The organism is Mesorhizobium sp. P160219, from assembly GCF_057786095.1.
The window spans coordinates 1,941,108-1,963,294 of the sequence record NZ_JBYNWG010000001.1; the positions used below are offsets into that span (position 1 = coordinate 1,941,108).

17 protein-coding genes and 2 pseudogenes are annotated in these 22,187 nt (G+C 59.1%); 13 read left to right on the forward strand and 6 right to left on the reverse strand.

What is annotated here, in order from left to right; genetic code table 11:
* Positions 1 to 99: 99 nt before the first annotated feature.
* A pseudogene (locus tag AC3EMP_RS09440) lies at positions 100 to 845 on the reverse strand (GlxA family transcriptional regulator); the annotation flags it as partial.
* 222 nt (positions 846 to 1,067) lie between these two features.
* Between AC3EMP_RS09440 and AC3EMP_RS09445 the strand changes: the two are divergent.
* From AC3EMP_RS09445 to AC3EMP_RS09475, 7 genes are all read left to right on the forward strand, one after another.
* A complete protein-coding gene (locus AC3EMP_RS09445; RefSeq protein WP_352713454.1) occupies positions 1,068 to 1,772 on the forward strand; it encodes a GntR family transcriptional regulator in 705 nt (234 codons plus the stop codon).
* Positions 1,773 to 1,810: 38 nt separating this feature from the next.
* Positions 1,811 to 3,298 (forward strand): aldehyde dehydrogenase, encoded by a 1,488-nt coding sequence (locus tag AC3EMP_RS09450; protein ID WP_352713451.1) that lies wholly within the window; start codon positions 1,811 to 1,813, stop codon positions 3,296 to 3,298.
* Position 3,299: 1 nt separating this feature from the next.
* On the forward strand, positions 3,300 to 4,190 hold the full coding sequence (locus AC3EMP_RS09455) for a dihydrodipicolinate synthase family protein (protein ID WP_352713448.1): 891 nt from the start codon (positions 3,300 to 3,302) through the stop codon (positions 4,188 to 4,190).
* The gene (locus AC3EMP_RS09460; RefSeq protein WP_352713445.1) at positions 4,187 to 5,524 is read left to right on the forward strand and encodes an NAD(P)/FAD-dependent oxidoreductase; all 1,338 of its coding nucleotides are present in this window, start codon (positions 4,187 to 4,189) and stop codon (positions 5,522 to 5,524) included. The genes AC3EMP_RS09455 and AC3EMP_RS09460 overlap by 4 nt, the downstream gene beginning before the upstream one ends.
* 613 nt (positions 5,525 to 6,137) lie before the next feature.
* Positions 6,138 to 6,863 carry a helix-turn-helix transcriptional regulator gene (locus AC3EMP_RS09465; protein ID WP_435054098.1) on the forward strand — a complete coding sequence of 242 codons (726 nt, stop codon included), beginning with the start codon at positions 6,138 to 6,140 and terminating at the stop codon, positions 6,861 to 6,863.
* A 496-nt stretch (positions 6,864 to 7,359) separates the two neighbouring features.
* Entirely contained in the window at positions 7,360 to 7,749 is a 390-nt protein-coding gene (locus AC3EMP_RS09470; protein ID WP_352813103.1) for an acyl-homoserine-lactone synthase, read from the forward strand.
* Between the two features lie 370 nt (positions 7,750 to 8,119).
* A complete protein-coding gene (locus AC3EMP_RS09475) occupies positions 8,120 to 8,287 on the forward strand; it encodes a hypothetical protein (protein WP_488362094.1) in 168 nt (55 codons plus the stop codon).
* Positions 8,288 to 8,311: 24 nt separating this feature from the next.
* Here the strand turns inward: AC3EMP_RS09475 and AC3EMP_RS09480 are convergent, their stop codons facing one another.
* On the reverse strand, positions 8,312 to 8,590 hold the full coding sequence (locus AC3EMP_RS09480) for a DNA -binding domain-containing protein (RefSeq protein WP_352713441.1): 279 nt from the start codon (positions 8,588 to 8,590) through the stop codon (positions 8,312 to 8,314).
* Between the two features lie 147 nt (positions 8,591 to 8,737).
* Here AC3EMP_RS09480 and AC3EMP_RS09485 point away from each other — a divergent pair, with 147 nt between their 5' ends.
* Positions 8,738 to 8,956, forward strand: coding sequence for a helix-turn-helix domain-containing protein (locus AC3EMP_RS09485; RefSeq protein ID WP_352713438.1), 219 nt, complete (start codon positions 8,738 to 8,740; stop codon positions 8,954 to 8,956).
* 579 nt (positions 8,957 to 9,535) lie between these two features.
* Here AC3EMP_RS09485 and AC3EMP_RS09490 read toward each other — a convergent pair.
* A complete protein-coding gene (locus AC3EMP_RS09490) occupies positions 9,536 to 10,231 on the reverse strand; it encodes an OmpW/AlkL family protein (protein ID WP_435054090.1) in 696 nt (231 codons plus the stop codon).
* A 186-nt stretch (positions 10,232 to 10,417) separates the two neighbouring features.
* Positions 10,418 to 10,939 (reverse strand): annotated as a pseudogene (locus AC3EMP_RS09495) (prolyl oligopeptidase family serine peptidase); the annotation flags it as partial.
* A gap of 1,131 nt (positions 10,940 to 12,070) precedes the next feature.
* Between AC3EMP_RS09495 and AC3EMP_RS09500 the strand changes: the two are divergent.
* From AC3EMP_RS09500 to AC3EMP_RS09515, 4 genes are all read left to right on the forward strand, one after another.
* The gene (locus tag AC3EMP_RS09500; RefSeq protein ID WP_352713435.1) at positions 12,071 to 12,436 is read left to right on the forward strand and encodes an iron-sulfur cluster assembly accessory protein; all 366 of its coding nucleotides are present in this window, start codon (positions 12,071 to 12,073) and stop codon (positions 12,434 to 12,436) included.
* A gap of 22 nt (positions 12,437 to 12,458) precedes the next feature.
* Positions 12,459 to 13,763, forward strand: coding sequence for a lysine N(6)-hydroxylase/L-ornithine N(5)-oxygenase family protein (locus AC3EMP_RS09505; protein ID WP_352713433.1), 1,305 nt, complete (start codon positions 12,459 to 12,461; stop codon positions 13,761 to 13,763).
* A gap of 493 nt (positions 13,764 to 14,256) precedes the next feature.
* Entirely contained in the window at positions 14,257 to 15,036 is a 780-nt protein-coding gene (locus AC3EMP_RS09510) for a phytanoyl-CoA dioxygenase family protein (RefSeq protein WP_352713430.1), read from the forward strand.
* A gap of 321 nt (positions 15,037 to 15,357) precedes the next feature.
* Entirely contained in the window at positions 15,358 to 17,361 is a 2,004-nt protein-coding gene (locus AC3EMP_RS09515) for a class I tRNA ligase family protein (RefSeq protein ID WP_352713428.1), read from the forward strand.
* 701 nt (positions 17,362 to 18,062) lie between these two features.
* Here the strand turns inward: AC3EMP_RS09515 and AC3EMP_RS09520 are convergent.
* Together AC3EMP_RS09520 and AC3EMP_RS09525 are read right to left on the reverse strand one after the other, a co-directional pair.
* Positions 18,063 to 19,520 (reverse strand): NAD-dependent succinate-semialdehyde dehydrogenase, encoded by a 1,458-nt coding sequence (locus AC3EMP_RS09520; RefSeq protein WP_352713425.1) that lies wholly within the window; start codon positions 19,518 to 19,520, stop codon positions 18,063 to 18,065.
* Between the two features lie 520 nt (positions 19,521 to 20,040).
* Positions 20,041 to 20,271, reverse strand: a complete 231-nt coding sequence (locus AC3EMP_RS09525; RefSeq protein ID WP_352713422.1) for a hypothetical protein — start codon at positions 20,269 to 20,271, stop codon at positions 20,041 to 20,043.
* A 1,600-nt stretch (positions 20,272 to 21,871) separates the two neighbouring features.
* Here AC3EMP_RS09525 and AC3EMP_RS09530 point away from each other — a divergent pair.
* A complete protein-coding gene (locus AC3EMP_RS09530) occupies positions 21,872 to 22,084 on the forward strand; it encodes a cold-shock protein (protein ID WP_023679670.1) in 213 nt (70 codons plus the stop codon).
* Positions 22,085 to 22,187 lie beyond the last annotated feature (103 nt).

A 22,187-nucleotide genomic window follows, 5' to 3' on the forward strand; every position in this document is an offset into this window, starting at 1 on the left:
CTCGGCCGGTGCAACTGCGTGGTCACCCGGGGCCAACCCCCGGGCACCCGCCGCAACGTGTAATCGCCGAGATGAGCGTCACGGACGTGAACGGGAAGGCGCCCTCTCCAGCCGCATCCGGCGATACGCAACCGCCGGGGAGCTGTTGACTTCCTTGAAAAAGAGACGTTCAAGTTGGCGTCGGGAAATCCCCAACGCTGCCGCCAGCGCGGAAACTGACAGTGTGTCTTTAACGTTCTGCTCCATAAGGATTAGTGCAGCGCGAAGCCTTGGGTCATGCGCCTCCATCATTAGCGGAGGACGCGGTTGTACCCACTCTGCATTCCGAACCTTGTCGATCTGCAGCACTTCGAGCGCGTTCCGCTCTGCCGCATTCCCGATGTGCCGTCGCACCAGTTCTGCCGCCAGATCGGCCGTGCTGCTGCCGCCCGCGCATGATCCCCGCGTCGTATCCAAGTTATAGATTCTGTCCGCCCGAACCTTTAGATCAGAAATCGCTCCCGAGGTAATGAAGCCAGCTGACGCAGGTCTCGTGTAATAAGACCCGCCTCAGCTAGAATGAACGTTCCGGTACAGATTCCGATCAATCGTGCGCCGTTGGACGCAGCATCCCGAAGATACTTCAGGGTTTCGTTGTCGACCGACTGACCATTCGTCAACCGTCCCCCAACGACTACAATGTAGTCAAACTCCACCGGGTCCAGGAAAGAAGACGTCGGCGAGACTTGGACGCCGCAGCTCGACGTAACGAGGTGACGGCTGTGCGACAGCACCTCCCAGTCCGCCTTGATCCGACCTGACCTATCAAATTCATCACTGGCCAGTCTGAGCGTGTCGATAAACATGGCGAAGGCGGTCAACGTGAAAGAGCGGGCTAATATGAACCCGACCTTCAGTTGAACGGAGGGGGCCGATCTGCGCCGAGGTGACAAATGAAACAACCGTTTTGCCTTCCACCCGTTCAAACACTCCGCAAGCCGCCATTGGTGTCTCACCGTAGTTCCGTAGCTATCTTGACTCATGCCGTTTGTCTACAATATGTCTATCCTTGGAATTAGGGAGCCATTATGATCCGGGATGAACCTGCTGCCTCGACGGACCGAAAGGGCATTCTTGCTGAAACACTGGTGCACCGTATCCTGACGATGCAGCTGGAGCCGGGGGCGATTCTCGACGAAGTCGCTCTCAGCGAAGAATTCGGCCTGTCCCGTCCGCCCGTCCGCGAACTTATGAGACAAATGGCGGGAGAGGGCTACGTCGACCTTGAGACCAATCGCGCCGCGCGCGTGTCGATCATGTCGTACCAGACGCTTCGGGATTTCCTGATCGTCGCTCCGATGATCTACGTCGGAACGACGAAGCTCGCAGCTGTCAATCACAGGGCTGCGGACCTCGAAAACCTCAAGCAGACTCAACAGAAGTTCCGGCAGGCCATTGCCGATGGACACGTTGAAAACAGAGTGATCTTCAACCACCAGTTCCATCTGAATATCGGGAAGATGGCGCACAACCAGTATCTACTTCCCAGTCTCAAGAAGCTCCTCATCGATCACGCCCGCATCGGGAAAATCTTCTATCGCCAAAACGGCGGCACTCGGATCCAAAAGGACCAGGAGACCGCTGCCCGGCAGCACGATCAGATGATCGAGGCCATCGAAATCCGGGATGCAGAGCGGGCAGGCGAACTGGTACGTGCTCATCTCGAAGTTTTCAGGAGCGACGTGGCGCTCTACGCCGTGCCCAGCGGCATGCAGGGCGAACTCGATGGATAATCATTGTCAGTGTTACTTTGACACGAGGGAGAACAGAAATGCTCAATAAAGTCGACTACAAGACGCAGGCGAAAGCACTCAAACTGCCAACCAAGATGATCGTGGATGGGCTGCGGACGGCAGCCCTATCGGGCAAAACCCATGCAACCCTGAACCCCGCCACGGGGAAGGTTCTGGCAGAGCTTCCCGCAGGCTCGGCGGCCGATGTCGATAAGGCCGTCGCTGTCGCCCGGCAGGCGTTTGAAGATGGCCGGTGGTCGAGGTTGACCCCGGCGAACCGCAAGAAAGTCCTTCTCAGGCTCGCATCTATCATCGAGGAAAACGCGCTCGACTTGGCGCTGATGGAGAGCTTGGAGAGCGGCAAGACCATCAGCGATTGCATCAACATTGACTTGCCCGAGGCTATCAACAGTCTCAGATGGCATGCAGAAGCCGTCGACAAGATTTATGACCAAGTTGCACCTGCCAACGACTCCTCTCTCGGATTGATCGTGCGCGAGCCGATCGGCGTCGTCGGCATTGTGCTGCCGTGGAACTTCCCTCTTTTGATGCTCGCGTGGAAGATCGGCCCTGCTCTGGCAGCGGGATGCACGATCGTTGTCAAGCCGGCTGAAGAGACGTCGCTCACCACATTGCGGGTAGCAGAGCTCGCGCTCGATGCTGGGGTTCCGGCAGGTGTTTTCAACGTCCTAACCGGTGATGGTCCCGATGTCGGCGAACCAATCGGCCGCCATCCCGACATCGACGCCGTTTCCTTCACAGGCTCAACCGACACTGGGCGTCGCTTCCTGAAATACTCCTCCGAAAGCAATCTGAAGGAAGTGGTCCTTGAGATGGGCGGCAAGAATCCTTGCATCGTGATGGACGACGTTGCAGATCTTGACGCCGTGGCCTCCCACATCGGCAACGGTGCGTTCTGGAACATGGGTCAGAACTGCTCGGCCATCTCACGCGTTATCGTCCACAAGGATGTGAAGGACCGCCTTCTCGAGAAATTGACGGGGGTTGCCAAAACCTGGACCGTTGGCGACCCGCTTGAACCGGAGACCCGCATCGGTCCGCTTATCTCTAAAACGCATTTCGACAAGGTCAGCAGCTATCTGGGAGGCGATGGCAGGGTCGTCGCCGGTGGAAAGGTCTTCAACGGGACCACGATCGAGCCCACGATTATCGAATTTGACCGCCACGACGGCAAGCAAGTGCGGGAAGAAATTTTCGGACCGATCGTTTCTGTGATTGCGGTGAGTTCCCTTGCTGAAGCGGTCTCGCTCGCTAACGAAACCGAATATGGCCTAGCGGCCTCCGTTTTCACCGCCGACGGCACCCAGGCGCTTCGGGCCGCACGGGCGATCAGAGCGGGGACCGTCACTGTGAACTGTTACGGGGAGGGGGACGCCGCCACCCCGTTCGGCGGTTACAAGCAATCGGGCTTCGGCGGCCGGGACAAGGCCCTCCACGCGCACGATCAATATTGCCAGACGAAGACGCTCTGGATTGACCTGAGCAGCCCAAACGGAGGTTTCTGAAATGTCATCATTTGCTTTCTCCGGGCTCAATCTGGCGATCACGGCTCCGTTCGACTCGAACGGACGTATCGATTTCGGTCGCTTCCAGGACCTCATCGAGCGTCATCTGGCCACGGGCATCGACGGTTTCGTGTTCAGCTCCGGCACGGGCATGCATGTCTATTTGACGCCGGATGAATCGAGGTCGCTCATCGAACGTGGTGCGCGCATCGTCGCCGGACGAGCCAAGGTTATCGCTCAGACTTCCGCATTACTCACGGCCGATGTCGTCGATAGAACGCAGTTTGCAAAGGACTCAGGCGCTGACGGTGTGATGGTCCTCCCGCCCTTCTTCGAAGGCCCTTCGGATGACAACAGCGTCTTCGACTTCTATGCCGAAGTCGCCAAGGTCGGATTGCCTATTATCGGATACAATGTGCCCCAGGCGGTCGGCGTACGCATAACGCCGGACCTGCTCCGCCGACTCTGCGAACTGCCCGAATTCCGCGCTGTCAAGGACAGCAGCGGAGACCTGATCGCGCAAGTCAGGCTGATCGGAACCGGCTTGGACATCATCAATGGAGCCGATCCGCTCGTCCCGTTCTCCCTTTTCGCCGGTTGCTCTGGTCTGATCTGGGGCGGCGCGAACATTGCGCCACGCACCTGCGTGGCCATCGTCAAGGCCGCTCGGGAAAAGAGGTGGGAGGACGTGCAGGCCCTCTGGCAGCTACTGGAGCCCACTATGTCCCTTCTTTGGGACGGCGACTATGTCCCAAGCGTGTATGCGGCGGCCGAACTCACTGGATATGGCTGCGGTACTGCGAGGAAGCCTTTCCGTCCCCTTTCGGCGGACCGGATCGCAGCGCTTCGGAACGCCCTGGGCGCACTGGTTGAGCAAGAAGCGGTACGATGACCAGCAAGATCTTCCGTGCGCGGCGCCTTCCGTCCCACGGCGCGGAATCGGCTTGGACGGCGTTGCTTGCTTCCAGGACTCCAAGGGCCGAGCTGGATAAGACCATGACCGTCGATGTCGTCATCATAGGCGCGGGCTTCGCTGGCTTGGCAGCCGCTGTGAGGTTGGCCGATCTCGACCCAAAACTTTCCGCCGCCGTCATCGATGCCGACGTGGTCGGCAATGGGGCCAGTGGCCGGAACTCCGGGTTTTTAATTGATTTGCCGCACGACATTTCGTCGGGCAATTTCGGGGTGGACGCTGTTGCCAAAAGCCACAACGAGATCGTGGTTGCTCGGACGGCCATTCAGCACTACGCCCGACTGGCGGAGGAGAATGGCTGGGACAAGGACGTATTCGATCCGAGCGGCAAATACAGCGTGGCCATGACCGATGCCGGCACGGAGCATCTTGCCGCATACTCGTCCAAGCTCAATTCATTGGGCGAACCGCACCAAGTTCTCGATGCCGAAGAAATCGAGGAAGTCACGGGCACGCGATCGTTCAAGTCGGGGCTCTTCACTCCCGGTGCGGTAATGGTGCAGCCCGCTGCTCTGGTGAGGGCCATTGCGGATTTGTTCTCAGAGCCCGTCAGGCTGTTTGAGCGGACGCCCGCCCTTTCCATCAAAACCTCGTCAAGCGGCTGCACGGTGAAGACACCCAAAGGTGTGGTCAGGGCCGCCCGGGTTATCCTGGCGACAAACGGCCACGCAGAGAGCTTCGGGTTCGGAAGCGGTGAACTCCTCCATGTCTTCACGTACGCCTCGCTTACCGAGCCGTTTGCTCCCTCCGCCCTTGGCGGATCCCGGAAATGGGGAGCGACGCCAGCCGCGCCGATGGGCACGACCATCCGTCGTATCAGCGGGAACGATGGCGACCGACTCCTCATACGCTCGCGCTACACCTACAACCCGAATATCGAAGTCAGCTCCGGCTCGATTAAAAGCGCGAGCGACCTCCATGACCGGAAGTTCGCGGACCGCTTTCCCGAGCATCGTCACTTGAAGATGCAGTATCGTTGGGCAGGCGCCATGGCGCTCACGCGGAATTCGGTACCCTTGTTCGGCCAAGTGGCAGACAGCATCTTCGCCGCATGTGCATGCAACGGTATCGGAGGCACCAAATCGACCGCTGCGGGCATTGCAGTGGCCGAACTCTTGGTTGGGCATCGGTCCCAACTCGGCGAGATATTCAGCGCTTTCGAGAAGCCGCAGACTTTGCCCCCGCGACCGTTCACCGAGGTGGGCGCACGATTGAACCTCGCCTTCAGGGAATGGCGCGCGGGACGCGAATAGGCGTGCCCACAGCCCAGGGCTTAACATAAGGGCATCGCCACGAAAAAGCCTCGATCACAATTTGTTCGACCGGTAGTGAGGCACCTGGCTTTATCCATTTTGATAAAACAATATGGCAACGAAATTATGCACCACAAACTTCGCGAGACTCCCATTGAAAGGATTATCGTCCAAAGGGCCTGCGGCTCGCAGACGCTGACGTTTCATCCGCGAATCATGAGGCGTCGGTGGTGGGAGGAGGCTGAAGATTCTCGCTGACTTACTTGCCGCCGCTGTCTGGTCGCCACGCCGCGGCGACCCTAAGCGCGGCGCGCCCTGCCGGTGCACCTCCCCGCCGGCAGGGCTAGGTTCTCAAAACGCTGGATGAGAGTGGCTGCGCGTCATCAAAGGCTGGAGAAGGAGAGTGACGTATGTTCGTATGACACATCGAGCTTCTTCATCTCCGCTACGAAGCTACTTCCGCCCCTTATCGGCTGGCGCCGCTATGGAGGCTGTGTCCAAATGCCCGCGAGATAGGCCACGGTCAGCCGGTAGGCTGACAGTTGGCGCCTGCACGGCAGGGTGACGATAACAGACACATCGAGGCCATAGAGTTCATGGCATGGCGAAGGACATGCGAATTGTCTTTGAGACATTCCTGGAAAAGTTGTCGGCAAGTGTCGATGTGGGCGATTTTCGCGCAGCCCTGGCCGATGTCGCCTCAAGTCTCGATCTACTCGCCTTTGCCTACCTCTCCTTGCCGCCGGGGTCTAATGGCAAGCCCATGCTGATCTCGAATTATCCGGCGCTCTGGACAGCACGCTATCTTGAGAACCGGTATCAGAGTGTCGACCCGGTCATTGTGCGTGCACGCTGTGGTGAGTCCCCATTTCAATGGGGAATTGACCTAAAGAGCTTTGATCTATCCGGGCCTCAGCTTGGGTTTTTCGAGGAAGCAGCGCAGTTCGGCATCTGCTGCGGTGTGACGATCCCGATCATTGATGGCCGCGGCAATTTTGCGGCAATGACCTTTGCCGCTGACAAGCCCGATCCTGCATACTTTCGCGTGGCGGAACGCTACCAACAAGGTCTTCCGTTTTTCGCGAGTTGTTTTCATACGTTCGTCCGCCGCAGACTTTCGGGCGATCGAATAGTCGACGGTGTGTTGCTGACGCCGCGCGAATACGAGTGCCTACAATGGGCGGCCCGCGGCAAGTCCGATTGGGTGATCGGCCGCATTCTGGGGATCACGCGGCGCACGGCCGCGTTTCATCTGGGCAACGCTCGACGGAAGCTTGGGGTGATGACCACCAAACAGGCAATTGCGCGCCTAGCCGGTTCGGGTTTTTCGGTTCACTGACAAGTTAGCTTCACCTGTGCACCTGCACAAGCTGCCCTGGCGTGAAGGCTCGTCTCCAATGGCGGTGAAATTTTCCCGGCGAGGAGGCCTTTGATGATCCAGCTTGTTGCGCCTGACTGCTACGAGGAAATTGCTGACGAACTGCCTGCAATGCATCGGCTGCGATTTCGCGTCTTCAAGGAACGTCTCGACTGGGGCGTTTGAGCTAATGGCGGCTATACGATCGATTCCTTTGACACTCAGGCCGCACTACCCGTGCGCGGTTTCGAGGGTCGGGTCGAGGGTTGCGTCCGCCTCTCCGACAATGCTTCGCGACACATTTCCGGTGCTGTTGGAGGGCAACACCGTTCCTCTGGACCCGAGCATCTGGGAAAGCAGCCGTTTCGCGCTTGACATTGCTTCGTCCGCACCGAAGGGAGCAGGCGGCATTGCCATCGGCACCTAGGAGCTCTTCGCCGGCGTAATCAAGTTCGGCCTGTCGCGCCGACTCAGTCGCATCGCCACCGTCACCGATCTACGCATGGAGCGCATTCTCCGCCGCGCCGGCTGGCCGCTTGAGCGGATTGGAGAGCCGCACACGATCGGCGTCCGATGGCCCGGTGCTATGGCGCCGGTGCTTTGCCGGGTGGCGATCTTTCCACGCGACGGGGACGGGCAGGGGAGTACCGTCATGTCCGCATCTGTCGCAACAGACGCCGTTCCGCCTAGCTGGTGGGATGAAAGATCGTACGACTACACCGCCCATTTGGAGTTCATAATGCGCAATCCGGCATTCCAGCATGATCTGCTTGCTGCGCGCCAGCAGGCCAACAATTTGTCGCGTGGAGCCCACCGTCGAATCGCGTCGGCCGGCGACCTGTCGCGCTGGGGTGTTTTGTTTCGCTGAGTTTTACGGGCGCAGTGCGGCCGTGTTTTGGTATCCGTGCCGGTGCGCAAACATGTTGCCGGTCATTGCGGAACAGCGGTCAGCTTCGTCGACGATATCGCCGTTCGAGCTGGCGACATTACCATGTCGTGCTGCAGTCCTGCTGATGCCCGACAAGAGCCAGCATGTTCTTCTTCGCCATGCGGAGCGCAGCCTTCAGCTCGCCGTCTCGGGAGCGGATATCCTGCACCCTGTTTACTTGTGTGCCTAGGCGATCTGGCCGGCTGCACTTTCGAAGCATCCCCTGTGGGCGCTGGAGTGCCTCAATGCTCTTTGTGCTTACGGCCAACTGCCCGCCCGCTTATTTCCGCCGGAAAGACGCGGCCCTCGATTGAACCTCGTGCTCCGTGCGCTCGATGGCCCGCTTGCCGGAGCATCACATCGTGAGATCGTTGGAGCGCTGATCGGCCCAAGGCGCGTCCAGCCGACTGGAGCGATCCTCACGATCACCTGCGCGATCCCATCCGCCGCGCCGTCCCTCGTGGCCGTGCGCTCATGAATGGCGAGTATCGGAACTTCCTTGTTAAAGAGCATGACAGTCCTCGCTGTCGCAGCCGGCTAATAGTTCCTTGTAGCCAGTCGTGACCATCCAGTTTGCACGGTCGATATGGCTGCGAAGCGCCTTGCGGGCGCGGACCGGTTCAATGGACGGGTCGATGCCGAGAATGCGATCGGCCATCTCCTCTTCGCTGGCATTGTCGGCGCAGGCATCCAGGATCCGCAGGTAGATCGTGAAATTCTCCCTGTCGTAACTCGTGAGGTTCTCCGACCAGGGGACTTCGTCGGCAATGTTTGGGTTCATGTGCGCTCTTTGGCTGTTTGATCTCGGGCGAATGGTGGCGGTCGGCCGGTTGCAGCCCGAGCGAGCCCCTTCACCAACTGGCCAACTATAAAGAATAGGAACGATCATTCCTAGAACGATAATTCCTTTTCAGCGCCTATCTCGCCCGTGGATCTCAAAGAGGTCATGGCGGTTAACATGCGTCGCTTGCGCCATGAACAAGATCTGACGCAGGAAGAGTTGGCTGCACGCGCGGACCTTAGCATGCGCTATGTGGGCTCGATCGAGCGCGCCCGCGTCTCTGCAAGCGTCAGTGTGCTTGGACGAATCGCAGAAGCATTCAGCGTTGACCCCTGCGAATTAATAAAGCCACCGCGCAAGGGATAGCATTCACAATCAGCTTCGACGGAAGCGGGAACTTCGGCCACCTCTTAACGACGCCCGCGTGCCTTCGGGCGCGCCGGGCGCTTGTGAACCGGGCGCCTTTCTTCGGCACGCTCAGGCGGTCTCGGCCATATGCTGTGGTAAGCAATGCTCTGCCAAGCGTATAGCTCAGACATGACGGTCTGGGAACGTTGTCGGAAAACAATTTGGCCGCAGCATTCCATCAACAACGGCAAAGCCATCCTGCTCCGGGGCGCTCTAAGCACTTCCTTTTCAGGCGTTATTCGGGGCTGCGTCGACCAAGGTATCCCTCCCAGTCCGGTGGTAGCGGGGAGGCCGCCCTCTCCTCAACGGCTTCTTCAAGTGTCGCGGACAATCGGCTGCTATGCGTCGCATGGTCATCGATAAGTTGATCAGAACGTTCCTCCGATTCGGACACCTCCCCGCCCAAGGGTTACAAGGCCCCACTCCTCTACTAATGATCCGGGTCGACTCGCCTGTGCAGCGCCGGCGGTGGAAAGGGCGCACGAGGCACCCTTCATTTCTGACCGGCTGTCAGCAAACCGCCTTCGCCTTTCGTTGTTAGAAGCGGTAGGTGATACCTGCGCCTATCAACCAGGGATCGAGCTCCGCCTTTCCCGTCAGCTCCGCGCCGTCGACCGTGACGTCGAAGGCTGGCTTGAGGAAAAGCTTCTTAACGTCGAAGTTGACGCCCCAGTGTTGATCCACCATGTAGTCGAATCCGACCTGCAGCGCGGTGCCGAACGTATTCTTAACCTTGAGAGCATCGGCACTGCCGGCACCCTGGTTATAGAAGATCGTGTAGTTCACGCCGGCACCGACATAGGGCTTGAACGCGCCGAAATTGGTAAAATGATACTGCAATGTGAGCGTAGGCGGCAGCAGCCAAACCTTGCCGATATTGTCCAGCCCGCCGATCGTGCCTTGGCCCCCGATGTTTGCGTAGGTGGTGCCGAGTATGAGCTCGGCGGCGATGTTGTCCGTGAAGAAATAGGAAATATCGAGTTCCGGGATCACGGTGTCCGAATAGGAAAGAGCGGAGCCTGACACTGCATTGACGTAGCCCGAATCCTCGGTGATGACCCCCAACCCACGCAGGCGGAGTTGCCAAGGACTTGGCTCTTGCGTGACCGGGGTTCCTGCCTGCGGGACGCTCGCGGCTTGCGCAAGGTCCGCCGCGACGGCCTGCTGTCCCATCAAGATGAGGACAACGGCCGCTGTTACTCCCCGCGCCGCGCGCATTTGGTTTCTCGCCATGATATTCTCTCCTTGCTCTTCAGAAATGTGGACTGAATTACGAAAAGTCTGCTCGAATTGCGTGAGATTGGCGGAGCGCTCAGCGTAGTTTGAGTGGGAACGCGCACACATTATTCGCGCCCTGCTCGCAATCATCGACCTGTACCCACTTTTTGAAACGTTGCTCTTTGTCTAGGTCCCGCCCACCTATCGAACGCCATCAGCTTGCCAGCCGATCGGACTGCGAAGGAAATTGGTGCCCAAGGCAATGAAAGCGGCCCGCTCCCGATTGTTCTTGCCGTAGCCGTGCCCGCCCGCGCCGGGCTCATAGAAGTAAGCGGGGTAGCCAAGAGCCTGCAGCTTTGCGGCTGTCTTACTCCGTGGCCCGGGTGGACCCGGTCGTCCCGTTTCGTGGTGGCGAGCAGGATCGGCGGATAGGCAGCAAGGGTGGTCCCGGCGCCACAGTGCGCGCGGATTTCCGGCATCTTGCCAGAAATTATAAAGGTACTGACCGCGGCGCGTGATCAGGGGAACCTTGTCAGGACGGTCGAAGATCGCTGTCAGGGCGTCGTGGTCGCGATCGAACTGTGTTCCACCGAAGTGCCCCAGGGTCCTGGCCGACTGGCTGGCGGCCCAGGCAAGTGTCCGATCTACTTCTACATCTTCGAGCCAAAGATAGGGACCATCGTCCGGGGCATTCAGCGTTGGGCGGAAATCGAATACGGTCATCTCCGGATAACGTGAAGGATGATGTCGACTGGAAACAGCCGCAACGTCCTGTCGGCTCGGAAAGCCGCAGTTTTCGCGGCTGCGACTGCATGTTCGGCGGGCTCGATCATAGCATGATTTCTCCTCAGTCCTTGCCGCAGCGCGTTTGCGGATAGCCCTGCACGTGTGGTGCCAAACGAGAAAATCATTTCACAACAATGGTATGGCTCTGATTGCGGTGTGTCTCATGTCCAACTTTGTCGAACACCCGACAACGAGTGCAGTCGTGACCGCCTGATAGAACCTCCTGTGCGCGCTCGGTGGGCACTGCGGAATAAGCAGTGAAGCTCACCGCGAAACTGGCCGAGCTTCGGACCGACATCGGCGACGGGGCGATCGACGACACTACGTCGCCGGCGTCGCGCGGCACAGCCTGAGGACTCCGCGGCGGCGATCATCTAATAACTGCGTTTACGATGGCTCCATCCTGGCCCACCGGTGGGCGCGCAAAAGGCTGCTTTGCGGCCTCATCCCTCCGCCTGGATTGAGTCGCAGGGACCGAATGGCGCACGTGCTTTTGGAACCGGCAGAGTGGCCATAACGCAATTGTTTTCCGCTATCTTTCCAGAGATTCGACAATCCAGTTGGTGAAGGTCCCATATCGAGCAAAGCATTGATGCGCTTAGGTCTGGGCACGCGCCCATCCGCAACCATCTCATCAAGAGCATCGATCCGACACCAACATAGAGAATTGCTTCCCCATGAGAGAGGCCTCGCGGCGGACATGAGTTTGCGTCACTCTTCATGGTCGCAACGGCAGGATAGGGCAGGAGCTGGCAGCTCTTGCAACTGCTGAGCTCGATGGACACGGCACACCGTGATCTGTCCGGCAGAGACGCAGGGTTCTGGACTGTCCGTTCATGAAGACTGTGCTGGTCTCCATAAGAGAAGTATTCTGGTGCAGAAGGTGCCCGATTAGCTATTCGGAAAAGGCGACATCGACCTGCAAGTCGGGCGCCGCCCTGAAGCGTCCCCCTCAATGTCGGATTTCGGACAGGATCGTAAATCCGCCAACCCGTTGTTTAATAAAGTTTCCTTCTCTGGCACGGGCTATGCATGGGACTCTGCGAACGCATCAGCGAGAAGCCGCCCATGATCATGCGCACCGAAAATGCCGTCGCCGCAGTGAACACCGCGCTTTCGCCTGCCATCAAGCCGCCGAAAGGCCGGCGCGTCATGGTCGGGCCGGCGATTGGGCCGGCTTCAAACACCTTAATGGGCCTGCAAAGCGTCTCGCGTGACGGCGACGCGGGCATCCAGACGAACGGAAAGACATACGTAGTTGCCCCACGCCTGACCACCCCTCGATTTCACCGCGCTGGAATGCTCCGGTCTACATTCGACGACGCGAACGCGCTGGACAAATTCTCGCAAACCCGGTCGGGACCGGTGCTCCGAACGTCCGCGAGGGGGGCCAGCGGCTGCGGCCGATATTCGCCGCGAACAAACCGCCTGTGAGAAGACTCTATAGGAGGAAGCAGTGGAGTTATCTTGCGTTGGGATCGGTGCTGGCCCGTCCAATTTGAGCCTTGCGTGTCAGCTACACGAGCAAGTTGGGAAAGGGGCCGTGTTCCTGGACCGGCAGGTCGACTTCCGCTGGCACCCAGGCAGTGCATTCGATTCCTCGGAGCTCCAGGTCAGCCACTTCAAGGACCTGGTCACTCTAGTGAATCCGCGATCAGCCTACACTTTCGTAAACTTCCTGCACGAGAACGGGCGTCTGTATCACTTCCTGAACGCACAGTTCGAAGCCGTGCTCAGAGTGGAGTTCGAACAATATCTGAACTGGGTCTTCCACAGGAACCCATTTGTGCGTGGCGGCGAGACAGTGCGCGAAATCCGCTTTGACGGCGAGTTTCGGGTGCGGACGGATAAGGCGGTTTTCGGCGCCAGAGACGTCGTGGTCGGCATTGGCAAGCAGGCGCAAATTCCGCCTCAATTCCAGGGCTGGATTGGACGCAACCTGTTCCACTCATCTGTTTTACTGCACATCCACCCTGAGGTGCGGAGAAAGCATGTCTGCGTGGTCGGCGGAGGACAATCGGGAGCCGAGGTGATGTTGCATCTTATCGGCCTGCCGAAAGAACGGCGGCCTGCCTCGATCACTTGGGTCTCGCAGCGCGAAAACTATCTGCCTCTGGACAACAGCCCGTTCACAAACGAGTTATTCATGCCCTGCTTTTCGGATCGTTTCGCGGCGATGAGCGAGTCGCAGCGTAAGCTGCTCCTGCGGCGTTTCGTGCTTGCCTCGGACGGCATTTCGGAAAGCACGTTGCGCGCGATCTATCAGGCGCTCTACCGCCACGCATTTTTCGAGCCAAACCGATCCGACATCACACTGCGGCCGGGCTGCACCGTCTCGCATTGCATCAACGCCGGCGCGGGTCACAGGCTGACCCTGCAGCACGACATGGTCGAGGTCGAAGAAGTCGCGGCTGACATCATCATCCTGGCCACCGGTTACGAAAACGCGATCCCAGACTTCTTGGAACCCATTGCGCACCGGCTGGAGCATATCGACAATGAATTAGCTATTCGCGAGGATTTTTCGGTGAGCTGGGACGGACCGCGTGACAGACGCATCTTCGTACAAAATGCGAGCCTCGGGCAGCGCGGCTTGGCCGATCCGAACCTAAGCCTGCTGGCCTGGCGCGCGCGCCGCATCCTCGATAGCCTTCTTGGGCGCGCGCCATGCGCGAACCCGGAGCATCATGGCTTCATCAGCCATACCTCGATCGAGAGCTGGCCCGCCCCCGTAGCCGAAGAAATGGGCAGCGGGATATGACTCGTAAACTTCTGATCATCGGCGGTGGCATCCTGGGAGTGATGTCCGCCTCCGTTGCGGCGAAGGCCGGAGGCTTCTCCGAAATCGTGACCGAACAAGTTCTTGGACCAAGCGGCGCATCGCATTATTCTGGGGGCGTGCATTTCCCCTACGGTTGTCGTACCAGGTCGCCCACTCGAAAGAGCGCCGTGGTGTTGGCGGCCATGGCTGGGTCGGCGGTCGGATGGTGTCGGCCTTTAGCGACGCGTGTCGCGGCTCGACCGGGTGAACCGAATGATCCGGCCCAGTTTACCGAAGCCCTGGACCCGGCTGAGCCTGACATAGGCAGTCTCGAGCCGAGCTTCTGCGGACAAAATCCGTCGGAGCGGAACGCACTTAGCATCGCCGTCCCACATGCGCGGGACCGTCTCCGTGGACCCCCAACTTGCCCAGCGCCCGACTGCCCTAATTGGGATGTCCGACCAACCAGTCTTTCCAACAGGAGGCTTTTCGCATGTTGACTGATGCACAAAGAGACAAGTGGCAGAAAGACGGATACGTCAGGTTCGAAAGCTTCTTTGCTCCAGCGGCTCAGGAAGATATCTCTACTTTTGTCGAAGATATGTCACGCTGGGATGTCAGCGATGATAAATGGCTCATGTGGTTCGAGAAGACGACGGACAATCGAAAGATCATCTCCAAGATCGAGAATTTTCTCGACTTCCATGATCCATTGCGTCGTTTGCTCTTAGAAGATCAGCGCATAAAGTCAGCAGTCGATGATCTGCTTGGAGAAGATTCGCGCAGGCTCAAGGAGTTGCTGATTTTCCACTACCCCGACAGCGGCGGCTATCTCCCGCATCAGGACATTTATCACATTCCACACAAACTCCCCGACCGGATGGTACATGCCGTGGTTGCCATAGGTATCGATGACTCCGACCCGGAAAACGGCGGGCTTTTCTTCAGCCCCGGCAACCACAAAAAGGGGGTCTTTCCCATGGATGCCGGTGGTGTGATCTATCCTCAAGTCGCCGAAACGTTCTCGTGGGAACCCGTAGTATGGAAGGCTGGCGACATCTTCATCTTCGACGATTACGCACCGCACTACTCACGACCGAACAAAAGCAATCGTTCTCGGCGGACACTCTACTTGGTGTTCCAGCGTGCCTCAACCGGTGGGCCGACCCGCGCTGAATATAACGTGCTCAAGCGCGCCCTTAACCCGCCCGAGGGCAAAGTGGCCGATCTCGACAATCTCAAGCCCCCAAATGGCATCTTCTATCGCGATTGAGCTCACGCTGCCAGGCGGAGGCAAGCACACGAAACTGATCGGCCGCTCAAAGATGCGCGGACGGTATGGCGGTCTGATTTGCGGGCTCGCGGAGCATCGGACGCTTTGGCACGTGGAGTGGACGTGGTTGCAGGCGGTCTTCTGTGTGCCTTCAGCCCGACTAGCGCCCCCCTTGGTCGCCCGCCTGCCGGCCCAGAGCTGCACTATCCTGGCCGGGCCGCCAACGGGTCGGGCTGCCGTTTCTCTCCATGAAGTGCATTTGAGGCTGTTCGTTGGCAGCCAAAGGTCCGTCCCACTCTTCAAAAGCTTAGGTTCGTTGTCATGCGCAAATACACCTTTTCTCGAACGGAGCTGTCGCGAGCGTTCGGTATCGACACGGCTACGCTTGGAACGGGCAGCGCTCGCACGGGGTTTTCGTTCGGAAAGGTTGGACCCGGGGTCACATCCGAGCCCCATCGGCACGACGAAATCGAGGCCTTCGTGGTCCTGTCCGGTGCGGGCAAGGTCACCACCGACCTTGGGGAAATCTCGGTCGAGGCCGGCGACGTCGTTCTGTTCCATCCTTTTGAAGCGCATGTGCTGCGCAACGACGGGAACAAAGACCTGGATTTCGTCGATGTCTACTGGCGAGACGGCGAGGCCGCCCTTGATGCCGCTGCAAAGACCACGGCTCCACGCGGGCCGACCTTCGTCTTCTCCGCGCCGCCAACGCCAAATGGCGATCTGCATCTGGGGCATCTTTCTGGCCCCTATTTCGGCGCCGACGTCCATACCCGTTTCCTGCGCATGAAAGGAGTCGAGGCGTATCACCTGACCGGAAGCGACGATTACCAGAGCTACGTCGCGACACGCGCCGCTACCGATCAATGCACGCCTGCAAACGTGGCGCGCTACTACTCCGACGAGATTCGCGCCACGCTTGCACTTCTCGATTGTGACGTCCACAGCTTCCAAGCCACAATGGGCGATGACGGTTACCGCGAATTTCAAGCCGCGTGTTTCCGAACTCTTCTGACCAGCACGGCGGTAGATCTGCGCCAGAGCCCTGCGCTTTTCGATGCTGTGACAGGCCACTATCTTTATGAGCCGGATGTTAGAGGCCTCTGCCCCGATTGCGGCGGCTCCGCTGCCGGCAACATCTGCGAGGAATGCGGCGCCCCAAACCTTTGCCACGACTTGGGTGCAGCGCGGTCACGGCAGTCTGCCGAAGCGCCGCTGGTCGGCTCCCTCCGCCGTCCGGAACTTGTCCTGGAACGCTGCTACGACAATATCGACCGGCATCTAAGGGCATCAGGCGTCCCGCTACGCATCTTGGATCTCTTCGCGCGCCTACGCCAACGCGGCGAATTTTCATTACCTATTACCCACCCCTCGGACTGGGGCCTGCCGGCCGAGGGGTTCCCGGGGCAAGTGATCTGGGTGTGGCCGGAGATGGCATTCGGTTTTCTGTACAACATCCAGGCGCTCGGCCGCTCGATGGGTCGCGACTGGAAGGCGGAGATGCCCGGCAACGACTGGCAGATTGTCCATTTCTTCGGCTTCGACAATTCATTCTACCACGCGCTGCTCTACCCCGCTCTTTACGCCGAGGTCTTCTCCCACTGGACCCCACGCATTCGCTATCACGTCAACGAGTTCTACCTGCTCGACGGCAAGAAGTTCTCAACCAGCTGCCGCCATGCGGTCTGGGGCAAGGACGTTCTGAGCCCAAAGACAGTCGACGTCGTGCGCCTCCATTTGGGCCTGACACGCCCGGAAGGGGAGCGGACGGATTTCACGCTGGACGCGCTGCGCCGCACCGAGAACGAGGTGTTCCAAAGCATCTGGCTGAACTGGCTTGAGGCGTTGAACCAGGAAATCAAGCACGATTTTGCCGGCCGTGTACCCGATGCAGGCGACTGGAGCCCGGTCGACCGCGCCTTCTTTGCTCGCATAGAGATCTATCGCGCTGCGATGGAGCGGGCATATTCGGACGAAGGCTTCTCGGTCCGGCGCGCGGCCACTCAGGTCTGCGAATTCGTGCGCGATTGCGTGATCTACCGTGGGGCGCAAGACTTTGCGGCGGCGCGACGTTTCTATCCCGCCCGCAATCGGACTTCGCTAGCCCTTCAGACGACGGCCGCTGCGATCCTGGCACCGACACTCGCTCCGTTAATGCCCCGGTTCGCCAGAACGCTGGCGCGAGGCATCGATGGCGTCTCAACCGAAACATGGCCCCGGCCCGTCCAGCGCCTTGCACCCGGGACGCGCTTTGATCTCAGACCCGTGTTGGTGTTCTACGCCAAGTCCGGCACTCCTCATCTCGATGAGGAGGAAGCACTATGAGCCCAAAGGTGCACCAGTAGAGACCAGATTAGCGGACCTGAACCAGCGCGTCGTCGACAACCCTGGCCCGCGCCTTCGAGGACCGCTCGGCCGATCGCTTCCCAGCCCTTGCTGTTCGTGCCGCAATGCCGTGTGGGCTCGACTGCGCTGACCAACCTCTGCGGCATCGGCATTCCGTCCTCCAGCCGGTCAAGGCTGTCATGCAATTCGACCCGCTTGGTCAACCTGGCGCCCTGGAACGTGCGCCGATCACCAATGTGAATGCGAATGCCTGCGTGATGCTATCTTCTATTCTGTCCGAGACTGTACCGACGCGGCATTCAGCCGAAGAACAACTGAGCTACTGACAATCGGAATGTAGCAGGTTCAAATTCGGGTCCGAAACCGGATATTGCTCACAACCAGCGTTCAGGATCTGGCATGGTGCACAAGCTTCCAATCAGACCCGCGCAACGCATAGCCCTTCGTCTGAACTTATTCGGCTGGGGCCGCCAAATCGCAAGCGTATCCTCCTTAACATTCACGAGGTCTTCGCCGAAATGCAGACGCTTGTCGCGGGAGAGATAGATCCCTAAATAATTGGGGTACTCCTCGGGATTGCGTGTTTGCTCGGGTAGGGGCCGCCCTAATTGAGGAGCGATTCTACAATTCACATGTTTGGAAATCGCTCGCTAGGTACCCCGCCTGTGCAAGCCGATGCTTCAAATGCCGCCCATGCAGAGATATTTCATTTCGAGGTAATCCTCGAGCCCATGGCGGGATCCCTCCCGCCCGATGCCGGACTGTTTTATCCCACCGAACGGCGCCGCTTCCGAAGACATCCGGCCGGTATTTACCCCCACCATTCCGTATTCCAAGGCCTCGGCGACACGCCAAACACGCTTCAGGTTGGAGGCATAAAGATAGGCCGCGAGGCCGTAGATCGTTTCATTGGCATCACGCACGACCTGATCCGCATCTTTGAAGCGAATAATCGGTGCGAGCGGCCCGAATGTCTCTTCGCGCGCGACGGTCATCTCGCTGGTGACACCGGTCAGGACCGTTGGTTGGAAAAACGTGCCATTCGTGCCGATGCGTTTACCCCCGCATCGAATCGCGCCGCCTTTAGCTACGGCATCGGCAATATGGGATTCAATCTTGGCCAAAGCCTTCTTGTCGATGAGGGGTCCTATGTCCACTCCGCGCGCAAAACCGTCACCAACTTGAAGTTGGCGAGCCCGTTCAACGAATTTCTCGACGAACTCGTCGTGAACGCCCGACTGGACGTAAAGGCGGTTCGCTGAAACGCAGGTCTGGCCGGCATTGCGGTACTTCGCCTGGATCGCACCGTCAACCGCGGCATCGATGTCGGCGTCATCGAAGACGATGAAAGGTGCATTGCCGCCGAGCTCTAGGCCGACTTTTTTGATCTGGGCCGAGCACTGGCGCATGAGTAGGCGCCCGATCTCAGTAGACCCGGTGAAGCTGATCTTGCGGACCTTGGGATTTGTGCAAAGTTCGCGGCCGACCGCGTCAGCTTCGGATGCGTAGATCAGGTTGACGACGCCTTCGGGAAAGCCTGCCTGATGGGCGAGGGCGAACATTGCTCCAGCCACGAGCGGCGTCTGTTCAGCGGGCTTGAGGACGATCGTGCAGCCCGCCGCCAAGGCTGGGGAGATTTTGCGCGCCACCATCGAGGCCGGGAAATTCCATGGCGTTATGGTGCCGACGACCCCGATGGGCTGCTTGATCACCAACATTCGGCGGTCGGCCGATGGTGCGGAGATCGTCTCGCCATAGACCCGATTTGCCTCCTCGGCATACCATTGCAGATACGCGGCAGCATGCGATATCTCCGATTTGGCTTCCGAAAGCGGCTTGCCCATCTCCGCAGTGAGAATTGCAGCGAGATCGTCGGCGTGGTCGATGATCAACTGATGCCATCGCCATAGAACGTCGCTGCGCTCACGTGCGGTAAACCCTGCCCATCCAGGCTGCGCGATATAGGCCTTGTCGATCGCAGCGCATGTCTCCTCGACACCCATATCGGGTAGCTCTGCCAGCACTTCGCCGGTCGACGGGTTGAGAACCTCAAATGTCCGCTCGCCCATCCGCGTGCCAAGTGCAGGCAGGCGATCGATGGGTCCAAACAGGTCAGGGGATCGCAGGTGACGGATCATCGGCGGGCACAGGGGCAATACCGGATTCCTCCTCAACGCAGCAGGTGTATATAGTCGGTGGGTGTGTATTCCGGACGTAAAGGTTCCTTATAGGGCCTCGGCCATACAGCTAGCAGACCAGGGTACACAAGTGGGAGGGAGAATATCTGAATTCGCTACAAGACGCCTAGCGGTTCTACTAGTCGGGCTCGACGGTCGGTTGCGCGGTGGCAGGTCCGGCCCGCGCGCAACCTTTCCATAGGTCTTCGCTGCCGGCGCCTTCACCATCTCAGGCTCTGCGTCGCCGGCCACCACCAGCACGGCGTTGTTCGGTATCCGTTGGAGATCGTGAATGCGTCGGTGCCGTTCAGCTTCTCCATCTCCTGCCTCCAGCCGTTGACCGGAATGCGGTAGGGCTGATTGGCTGCAACGTCGCGTTGACCTTCCCATCCAGCAGTTCGTCTCTGTGCGGCAACGGCGCTCCTTCAGGATCGCGTTTCGCTCGCTCTCGATCATGGTCGTTTAGCGGCCTCGAAGCCCATCATCTCGCCCAAAGCGATTTATAGGCGGTGAGGGCGGTATTATAGCCGCTGACTGAGACGGCTCCGTCGAACTCGCTGTCGGCGCGGTTGGGCGTCGCCCTAAAGATCAGACGCTCGAGCGAAGGGACAAGTTCGGGTTTGCCCGGTGGCTCGTCGGTGCTGCGGACCTTGTGCCAGATCATATGAGTGACGATTTGCGCGGGGTCATGTCGACCGTTCCATGCCATCATCGAGCAGGAAATCCGTAATCATGCCGCCGTCGGTGGCGGCCAGAGCGGGAGCGGTCGTCGCCAGGGCTAGGGCGGTGGCAGTGAATGCCTTGCGCAGCCAGGGGGCGATCGATGGCTCCGGTTGGAAAGGCAAGTTTCGAGGCAGTGATTTGGTCCTCATTTTCCTGAACGGGCTGCGTCTTCGATCCCCGTGGGAGGATCGGCGGGCAGGCCGAGCCAGATGAATCATGCGGCCAAGGCTCACTCGAGCCTCATCTTGGGAAGAGCCCAGGAGACCGGCGGCGGTGTTCTTGGGGGGATGGTCATTGGATGGATTTTCCTTGATCCGCGACGCCTTGCGGACGACCACGCATGCACCGTGCCAGATCAGAAAACATTCGAGGCATGTGGACAAGTCAGTCTGACATGTTGTGCATCCGACATTGTGGGCCATCGAACAGGGCTGAAGGCGACGCGAGCACGGCTGAGAATATCTTCTTCATTGGAAGACGATTGGGCGCGCTGCTGGGGAATGGGGACAGGATGCGCTTCGAAGGCCGCTGCACCGACGGTCAGAATTGAAATGTTGTCGCTCCAGCGGACCGATGTCCTCGACAGTCAGACCGGGCGGTGCTGAAGGGTAGAGGCGTGAGCAGCGTAGCTAAGTGGGCGCGGACCCAGCTCGCGCGCGAAGACGGACCTGAAAAAAAACGGCGGGTGGCGACATTCGCGAGGCGCTGGAAAACGAGGTCGTAGGACTGGGCGGGAAAAGCGATGCCGTTGCTGTCTTCTGGCGTGATGGCCTGCCGCGAGGCGGTTGAACAGTGATGAGTTGCTGCGGAAAGGGGAGTGTTTTCGCGGGACCTTGGTCAACGTAAGAAACAAACGTCGAGCTCGCCTTGGATGGGGGCATGCAGCACATTTGCCGCTGCAGGACAGCAGCACGGAAGCTGTCCGCGCTTGCCGTCGTCCATGGGAACCAAACAGCAGAATTTAGCGGTCGCGATTGATTTCATGTGCATAAAATACCGCCTGGTGCGCTCGGCTGCAAATGCACCCTGGCGAGTGGTCGCTTAGGTCAAGAGCATCGCGTGAGTAACAGCCTTACCTTGCTCAACCTGATGCGCGCTAACCGCCTCGCCGGATTGTGGAACTGCTCGCGGGTGGCTTCTACCACAAACAGCAAGGTCATGAAATCAAGCAGGAAGTCAGCGCGCGCTATCGATCGCTTCCACGCTGGTCGCATCGATCAACCCCTCGACCCTCTTGAAACAGTCCAACTCGAAACTCCTTAAAGCGCTTCCAAGCCGTTATGCACGAAGGCAGCTCCGTGAACTACCCGGCCTTTTACCTGACGGCACGAGCAGCAGTCGGCCTTACGTCTCGTGCCAAAGCACGAGCTATAGACCTGGGCGCTGAGGAGCGTTGGAAGATCGAGCGCTTCCGGCCTGGTCGAGCGGTAGTGTGGACAGTGCTTGCTGGCGGCTACGCCAACAATGGAGTGCGCCAGCTGATTGGGGCTTAACAATTTTTCGCTTTTTGCTGCGCCCAAGTCTCGGCTATGACTCGGACAGGCCCAATGGCCTGCCCCACGTTGCAATTGTAAAAGAGGAATAATTATATGCCGACTGGAACGGTAAAGTGGTTCAACAGCACCAAAGGGTTTGGATTTATCCAGCCCGACAATGGCGGTCCGGATGTTTTCGTCCACATTTCCGCTGTCGAACGCGCGGGCCTCTCGACCCTCGCTGACGGCCAGAAGATCAACTATGAGATCGAGCAGGACCGCCGCACTGGCAAGTCCTCAGCTGGCAGCCTGAGCAAAGCTGGTTGAAATTTTCTCCTGCGAAGTCGCAAGAGTGGGCGTGTAGGCCCGGAAGTGCTCACTGCCGCTCGATAGGGACGAGCAAAAGTGAGGGCAGCAGATTGCTGCATGG